Annotated in this window: 6 protein-coding genes; all 6 read left to right on the top strand. The window is 68.2% G+C overall.

What is annotated here, in order from left to right; genetic code table 11:
* The coding region (gene cysC, locus FHR19_RS15820) for an adenylyl-sulfate kinase (protein ID WP_184030475.1) at positions 1–1,374 on the top strand (1,374 nt) is incomplete at its 5' end.
* A 5-nt stretch (positions 1,375–1,379) separates the two neighbouring features.
* Positions 1,380–2,117, top strand: coding sequence for a 3'(2'),5'-bisphosphate nucleotidase CysQ (locus FHR19_RS15815; RefSeq protein ID WP_425505978.1), 738 nt, complete (start codon positions 1,380–1,382; stop codon positions 2,115–2,117).
* Positions 2,118–2,120: 3 nt separating this feature from the next.
* Positions 2,121–3,371, top strand: coding sequence for an NAD(P)/FAD-dependent oxidoreductase (locus FHR19_RS15810; RefSeq protein ID WP_184030470.1), 1,251 nt, complete (start codon positions 2,121–2,123; stop codon positions 3,369–3,371).
* A 130-nt stretch (positions 3,372–3,501) separates the two neighbouring features.
* Positions 3,502–4,059: a PAS domain-containing protein gene (locus tag FHR19_RS15805; RefSeq protein WP_184030468.1), complete on the top strand. Its 558-nt coding sequence runs from the start codon at positions 3,502–3,504 to the stop codon at positions 4,057–4,059.
* Entirely contained in the window at positions 4,052–7,477 is a 3,426-nt protein-coding gene (locus tag FHR19_RS15800; RefSeq protein ID WP_184030467.1) for a CheR family methyltransferase, read from the top strand. The genes FHR19_RS15805 and FHR19_RS15800 overlap by 8 nt, the downstream gene beginning before the upstream one ends.
* Complete coding sequence (locus tag FHR19_RS15795; RefSeq protein ID WP_184030464.1) at positions 7,470–7,856, top strand: response regulator; 387 nt, start codon at positions 7,470–7,472, stop codon at positions 7,854–7,856. Before FHR19_RS15800 ends, FHR19_RS15795 begins: the two co-directional genes overlap by 8 nt.
* Position 7,857: the final 1 nt, after the last annotated feature.

The following is a 7,857-nucleotide window of genomic DNA, read 5'->3' as shown; positions in this document are numbered from 1 at the left end:
GACCAACAAAAGTTCGACGACATCGTCGCCGATTATCGAGCGTTCGCCGAGAGCATCGGTATCGCCGCCTTCACCGCGATGCCGATCTCGGGGTTCAGGGGCGACAACATCACCGCCCCCTCCCCCAACACGCCCTGGTACACCGGTCCCTCGTTTGTCGAGCATCTGGAACGCGTCGAGATCGATGCCGAGCGGGATCGCGCCCGGCCGTTCCGCCTGCCCGTCCAGTGGGTCAATCGCCCCGACCTCGACTTTCGCGGGTTCGCCGGGCTGATCGCCAGCGGCGAGATTCGCCCCGGCGACAAGGTGCGCGTACTTCCGTCGGGCAAGACGAGCAGCGTCGCGCGGATCGTCAGCTTCGGCGGCGACCTTGACGTGGCCATCGCGGGCCAGTCGGTGACGCTGACGCTGGCCGACGAGATCGACTGCTCGCGCGGCGACGTGATCGCCGCCGCCGATGCCCCCCCGCAGACGGCGGACCAGTTCGAGGCGACCTTCGTCTGGATGGCGGACGAGGCGATGCTGCCGGGCCGTAGTTACTGGCTGAAACTCGGCACCCAGAGCGTGAGCGCGACGGTGCAGGCGCCCAAATACCAGATCGCGGTCAACACGATGGAGCGGCTTGCGGCCAAGACGTTCGACCTGAACGCGATCGGCGTCGCCACGCTGTCGACCGACAGGCCGATCGTGTTCGAGCCCTATGCCGACAACCGCACGCTCGGCGGCTTCGTCCTGATCGACAAGCTGACCAACGCGACCGTGGCCGCGGGGATGCTGCATTTCAGCCTGCGCCGGTCGCAGAACGTCCACTGGCAGCCCGTCGACCTCGACCGCGAGCATCACGCCGCGCTCAAGAACCAGAAGGCCGCCGTCCTCTGGTTCACCGGGCTGTCGGGCGCAGGCAAGTCGACGATCGCCAATCTCGTCGAGAAGAAGCTGGCGCGGATGAACCGGCATACCTTCCTCCTTGACGGCGACAATGTCCGCCATGGCCTCAACAAGGACCTGGGCTTCACCGACGCCGACCGCGTCGAGAATATCCGCCGGGTGGGCGAGGTCGCCAAGCTGATGACCGATGCCGGCCTGATCGTCATCACCGCCTTCATCTCGCCCTTCCGCGCCGAGCGGGAGATGGTGCGCCGGATGATGGCGCCGGGCGAATTCATCGAGGTGCATATCGACACGCCGCTTGCTGATGCCGAGGCGCGCGACGTGAAAGGCCTCTATGCCAAAGCGCGCGCGGGCCAGCTCGCCAACTTCACCGGCATCGACAGCCCCTATGAAGCGCCCGACGATCCGGAGATCCGCATCGACACGACCGGCATGACCGCCGAGGAGGCCGCCGACGCGATCGTCGAAAGGCTGATCCCATGAGCGCGATGGACGACGCCGAACTCGCCGCGCATCTGGCCGAGACCGCGGGCCGCATCCTGCGCGAGGTTCGGGCGAGCGGGGTCTTCTCGCCAAAGGCGCTCGGCAAGGCAGGCGATCAGACTGCCAATGCCTTCCTCGTCCACGCGTTGCGCGAGGCGCGTCCTGACGACGGCCTGCTGTCCGAAGAAGCGAAGTGCGACGGCACGCGCCTGACCAGATCGCGCGTCTGGATCATCGACCCTGTCGACGGCACCCGCGAATATGGCGAAGCGCGTGCCGACTGGGCGGTCCATGTCGGCCTTGCCATCGACGGCGAGCCGGTGACCGGCGCGGTGGCGCTCCCCGATGCAGGCGTGGTCCTCCGCTCCGACCGGCCGCAGTCACTGGCCGCCCCCTCGCGCCCGCCGCGCATGGTGGTCAGCCGGTCCCGCCCGGCCCCCGAAGCCGTCGCGGTCGCCGAGCGGCTGGGCGCCGAACGCATCCCGATGGGATCGGCGGGGGCAAAGGCGATGGCGGTGGTGCGCGGCGAGGCCGACATCTACCTTCACACCGGCGGCCAGTATGAATGGGACTCGATGGCGCCCGTCGCCGTCGCGCTCGCCCACGGGCTCCATTGCTCGCGGATCGACGGCACCCCGCTGCGATACAATCGTGAAGACGTGTACCTGCCCGACCTGCTGATCTGCCGCGCCGAACTCGCGCGCGACGTGCTGGCAATCGTGGGCGAAACGCGTACGGATTGATCGATGCAGACGATCGATATCGCCTATGACGTGGTCATCGTCGGCGCCGGCCATGGCGGCGCGCAATGCGCGATCGCGCTCCGGCAGCAGGGCTTTGGCGGCTCGATCGCGATGATCGGGCGCGAACCCGAACTGCCGTACGAACGCCCGCCTTTGTCGAAGGAATATTTCGCGCGCGAGAAGTCGTTCGAGCGGCTCTACATCCGCCCCGCCGCCTTCTGGGCGGACAAGGCGGTGGAGATGCTGCTTGGCGTCGCCGTGACAGCGGTCGATCCCGCCGCGAAGCGCCTGTCGCTGTCGGACGGGCGGTCGGTCGGTTACGGCACGCTCGTCTGGGCGACCGGCGGCGAGCCGCGCCGGCTGACCTGTTCGGGTGCGACCTTGGCGGGGGTCCACGCCGTCCGCACCCGCGCCGACTGCGACCAGCTGATGGGCGAGATCGACGGCGGTGCCCGCAACATCGTCGTGATCGGCGGCGGCTATATCGGGCTGGAGGCAGCCGCGGTGCTGACCAAGCTCGGCTGCCGGGTGACGCTGCTCGAGGCGTTGGCGCGCGTCCTCGCCCGCGTCGCCGGCCCGGAACTGTCAACCTTCTACGAGGCGGAGCACCGCGCGCACGGGGTCGATCTGCGCACCGGGGGCGCGGTCGACTGCCTCGTCGGCACGGGCCGCGTCGACGGCGTGAAGCTGGCGGACGGCAGCATCCTGCCCGCCGACGCGGTGATCGTCGGCATCGGCATCGTCCCCGCGGTCGAGCCGCTGCTGGCCGCGGGCGCCGCGGGCAGCAACGGCGTCGATGTGGACGACCACTGCCGCACCTCGCTGCCCGACATTTACGCGATCGGCGACTGCGCGGCGTTCGAGAACGACCATGCGGGCGGCATCCGCATACGCGTCGAGTCGGTGCAGAACGCCAACGACCAGGCGACCTGCGTCGCGCGCGCGATCACCGGCGATCCGCAACCCTATGCAGCCTTCCCGTGGTTCTGGTCGAACCAGTACGACCTCAAGCTCCAGACCGCCGGGCTGTCGGTAGGCCATGACCGCGCGGTCCTGCGCGGCGATCCGGCCGCGCGATCCTTTGCCGTCGCATATCTGAAGGACGGGCGGCTGATCGCAATCGACGCGGTCAACAGCGTCAAGGACTACGTCCAGGGCCGCAAGCTGATCGAGGCAGGCGCACGGCCCGATCCCGCCGCGCTCGCCGACACGGCGGTGCCGCTCAAGCAACTGCTCGCCGCCGCTCCGGCCTGAGCGCAACCGACGCCCGCGGTCCGAACCGGACCATCGACGGTGCGCGAGCGCACGCTTTGGCCGATTGTTTATCCCCGCCGGGCTGTTATCGAACGACGTTTCGGTTCGTCGTTCGAAAGTGGTCCAGCGTTTGGAAACCCATCTACCCGAGGCGCTGTCCGCCTATCTCCGGGACTCCCGCGTCGCATTGGCGATCGCGTCGGCCGAAGACGACAACCCGCTCCTGTTCGTCAACCAGGCATTTTGCACGCTGACGGGTTATGACGCGGACGACGTGCTCGGCCGCAATTGCCGGATGCTCCAGCGCCAGGCCACCAACGAAGAGGCGCGCGCGCGGCTGCGCGAGTTCTTGGCTCAGCCGCGACAGGCCAATGTCCGCACGCCGATCGTCAATTTCCGGAAGGACGGCACCCCCTTCGTCAACCTCCTCTACATGTCGCGGCTGCGCGGCACCGATGGGACGGTGCGCTTCATGTTCGCGTCGCAGTTCGACGTCAGCCGGTCGCAGCCCGACCTGCTCGCCGATTACGACGAGCAGCTGGCGGCGACGCTCGGCCGGCTGGCACCGATCGCGGGCGATGCGGGGATCGTCGTCGAGGGCACGCTGCTCGCGATCGCCAATACCGCCGCGACCGTCGCGCAGGCCAAGATCATGCTCGACGACCTCAATCGTGCCGATCATGAATAACGGGGCGCAGGGCGACAGCGCCGCCACTGTCCCGATCGTCGGCATCGGTGCCTCCGCCGGCGGGCTGGAGGCATTGCGCGAGATGCTGGCGCCTGCGCGGCTGCCGACCGGCCTCGCCTTCGTCGTGGTCCAGCATCTCGATCCCAATCACGAATCGATGATGGCGCAGCTTCTCGATCGGAACACCAGCCTCGCCGTTCTGCAAAGCGCGGGCGGCGAGCGGATCGAGCCCGATACCGTCTACATCATCCCGCCTGGGCGGGGCCTGGCGATCAACGCCGGCGTGCTCGAGCTCACCGATTTCCAGCAGCCGCGGGGCCTTCGCCGACCGATCGACGACTTCTTCGTCTCGCTCGCCGCTGACCAGCAGGCGAACGCCGCCTGCGTCATCCTGTCGGGGACCGGCGCAGATGGGACCACGGGCCTGCGCGCGATCAAGGAAAATGGCGGCGTCTGCGTCGTCCAGCAGCCCGAAAGCGCGCGCTACGACGGGATGCCACTGTCGGCGGTCGGGACCGGCCTCATCGACTTCGTGAAGCCCGCCAGCGAAATCCTTGCGTGTCTTCAAGGCTTTTTCGCACGCCGCCGCGATCCGATCGACGACGAGGCCGACGTCGTCGCCGACCATATCGACGAGCTTTGCAAGACGCTGCGCACCGCGGTCGGCCACGACTTTTCCGGCTACAAGCGATCGACGCTGGTTCGCCGGGTCGAGCGGCGGATGCACGTCCTCGGCCTCGACACCGGCCGCGCCTATCTCGCGCGGATCAAAACCGATGCCGAGGAGTGCGAGGCGCTATTTCGCGACCTCCTCATCAACGTCACCCGCTTCTTCCGTGATGCCGACGCGTTCGAGGCGCTGCGCACGCGCGTCGTCGAACCGCTGCTGGCGGGCCGCCCCGGCGACGAGGACCTGCGCATCTGGATCCCCGGCTGTTCCAGCGGCGAAGAAGCGTACACGATCGCGATGCTGTTCGCCGAGGCCGCGCGCCGGACGAACCAGCCGCTCGCGGTCCAGATCTTCGCCACCGATATCGACGAGCAGATGCTAGCGATCGCGCGAGAGGGCACCTATCCGGCCTCCGCACTCGCCGACCTCCCGCTCGACCTTCGCGAACGCTACACCATCCCCCATGCAGAGCGGTTCCAGATCACCGCGCAGATCCGCGACCTGATCCGCTTTTCGAGCCACAGCCTCGTCAAGGACCCGCCCTTCTCGCGCATCGACCTGGTCTCCTGCCGCAACCTGCTCATCTATTTCGACGACCGGCTGCAACAGGCGGTGTTGCCGCTGTTCCACTATGCGCTGCGCCCCGGCGGGTTTCTGTTCCTCGGCCCTTCGGAAAGTGTCGGGCGGTTCGATCATCTGTTCCACTCGGTCGACCAGCAGGCGCGCATCTTCGAACGCGGCCCCGGCGCGCCCAGCTATCCGATCGACCTCCCCGGCAGCGGTCGGCAGCTGGCGTCCCGGCGTGAGCGGGAGATCGGCAACAGCCCCCCCACCCTTGCCAACGAGGCCGTCGCCGTCCGCCGGGTGATGGAACGCTATGCCCCGCCCAGCCTGATCGTCGACCAGGACGGCGGCATCGTCGCCGCATACGGCAAGCTGTCGCGCTATTTCGAGTTTCCGGTGACGCGCACCGGCGGGAGCAGCGCGGTCAATCTCGCCCGCGGGGGCCTTCGCACCGTCATCGGTCCGCTCCTGCGCCAGGCGCGCGACGAGCGGCGCCGCGTCGTCGCCCGCGACGTGGCGATCGAGGGCGACTACGGCGTCCAGCCGACCGAGATCATCTGCGATCCGCTCGGCGACGGCACGCTTCTGTTCGTGTTCCGCGACAGCGGCCCGTTCCGCCCGGCGGACCAGGGGGAGCTGTACGATCTCGAAGACAGCGACGACCATATGGAGGCGCTGGAGGACGAGCTGCGCCTGACGCGCCATCGCCTGCGCTCGGCGATCGAGGAGCTGGAGACCGCGAACGAGGAGCTCAAGAGCTCCAACGAAGAAATGATGTCGATGAACGAGGAGCTCCAGTCGACCAACGAGGAGCTGTCCACCGTCAACGACGAGCTCAAGAGCAAGGTCGACCAGCTCACCATCGCCAATTCGGACCTGCGCAACTTCTACGCCTCGACCGACCTCGCCGTCGTCGTGCTCGACGCCGACCTCAACGTGCGCAACTATACCGAGGCGGCGACCGCGATCTTCCCGCTGAAGCCCGCCGATCGCGGCCGCCCGCTGACCGACGTGGCCAGCCGGCTGTTGGGCCACGAGCATCTGGACGACGCCAGTGCCGTCGCCGGCGGGGCGCCTGCCACACAGCGGCGGGTGACGACGCGCGACGGCAATCACGTCTTCTCGATGCGCGTCCTTCCCTATCGCACGCAGAATGGCGAGGTTGCGGGCGCCTCGCTGGTCCTCACCGACATCACCGATGCGCTGTCGCTGGAGCGGCAGCTGGCCGGCGAGCGCGAACGGCTGGACCTCGCCATCAAGGCCGCGGGCATCGGCGTCTGGGAATATTGCCCCGAAACCGGCGCAACGGTGCTCGACGGGATCGAGCAGCGGCTGTTCGAGGTCGATGCCGCCGATGCCGGCCATATCGACCCGCTGATGGAACAGATCGATCCCGAGGATCGCGACGCCGTGCGCGCCGCGATCGATCGGGCGGTGGGAAGCCATGCCGATTTCGAGGCGACCTTCCGCGTGTGCCAGGGCGACGGGCAGGTCCGCTGGGTCAAGGGCTTCGGCCGGATCGTCGCGGGCAGCACGCCCCCGCGGCTGATCGGCGTGTCGATCGACGTCACGCCCGAATATGCGCTCGCCGAAACGCGCGATCTGATGCTGCGCGAGATGAACCACCGGGTGAAGAACCTGTTCGCGGTGATCGCCGGCATGATCTCGGTCGCCGCCCGCGTCGAGACCGACGTGCGCCACTTCGCCGACGACCTGCGCACGCGCATCGCCGCGCTCGGCCGCGCGCATTCGCTCGCCTCGCCGGCGGGCGAGCCGCAGGCGGTCAGTCTCGACGAAATCGTCGAGGCGACGCTGGCCCCGTACCGCGACCACGCAGCCGTCCGTATCGAGGGACCGCCGGTGGCGCTCGACCGGAGTTGCCTGTCGCCGCTGGCGCTTATCCTCCACGAATGGGCGACCAATGCGGTCAAGTACGGCGTGCTCGGCACCGACCATGCCGGCTCGCTCGCCATTGCATGGATGCCACAGGACGGTGGAATCACGCTCAGATGGAACGAGGAAGGCGCCAGTCGGTTTGATGCGGCGACGGCCCAGCGGGGGTTCGGATCGATCCTGGTGGAAACGAGCGTGCGGCAATTGCGTGGAAACATGACGACGGGCACCGACGACGGCGCCTTCTGGATCGAAGTCAATCTGCCCGAAAGCGTGCTGGCGGGTGACTGACACCGTTCTGCTCGTCGAAGACGAACTGTTCATCGCCCTTGATCTTCAGGCGACGATCGAGGGTGAGGGCTTCCACGTCGACGGCCCCTACACGACGCTGGTGGAGGCACAGGAGGCGATTGCGCGGCATCAGGCGAAGTTCGCCGCCGCGGTGCTCGACGTCCGCCTTGCCGACGCGACCGTCTTCCCCGCCGCTGACCAGCTCGATGCTGCGGGCGTGCCCATCATTTTTCATTCGGGTCATGCGGATGAGGGCGAGATGCGCCGCCGCTATCCGGCCGCGACCGTCTGTCCCAAGCCCAGCCCGCCCGTCGAACTCGCCGCCGCTCTCCGCCGTTCGGCGCGCCGCGACGACGAGCGGATGCGCGCCGCGGGATAAT

The sequence above is a fragment of the Sphingomonas yantingensis genome, from assembly GCF_014199325.1.
GTDB lineage: Bacteria > Pseudomonadota > Alphaproteobacteria > Sphingomonadales > Sphingomonadaceae > Sphingomonas > Sphingomonas yantingensis.
This window is presented reverse-complemented; position numbering and strand designations above follow the sequence as displayed.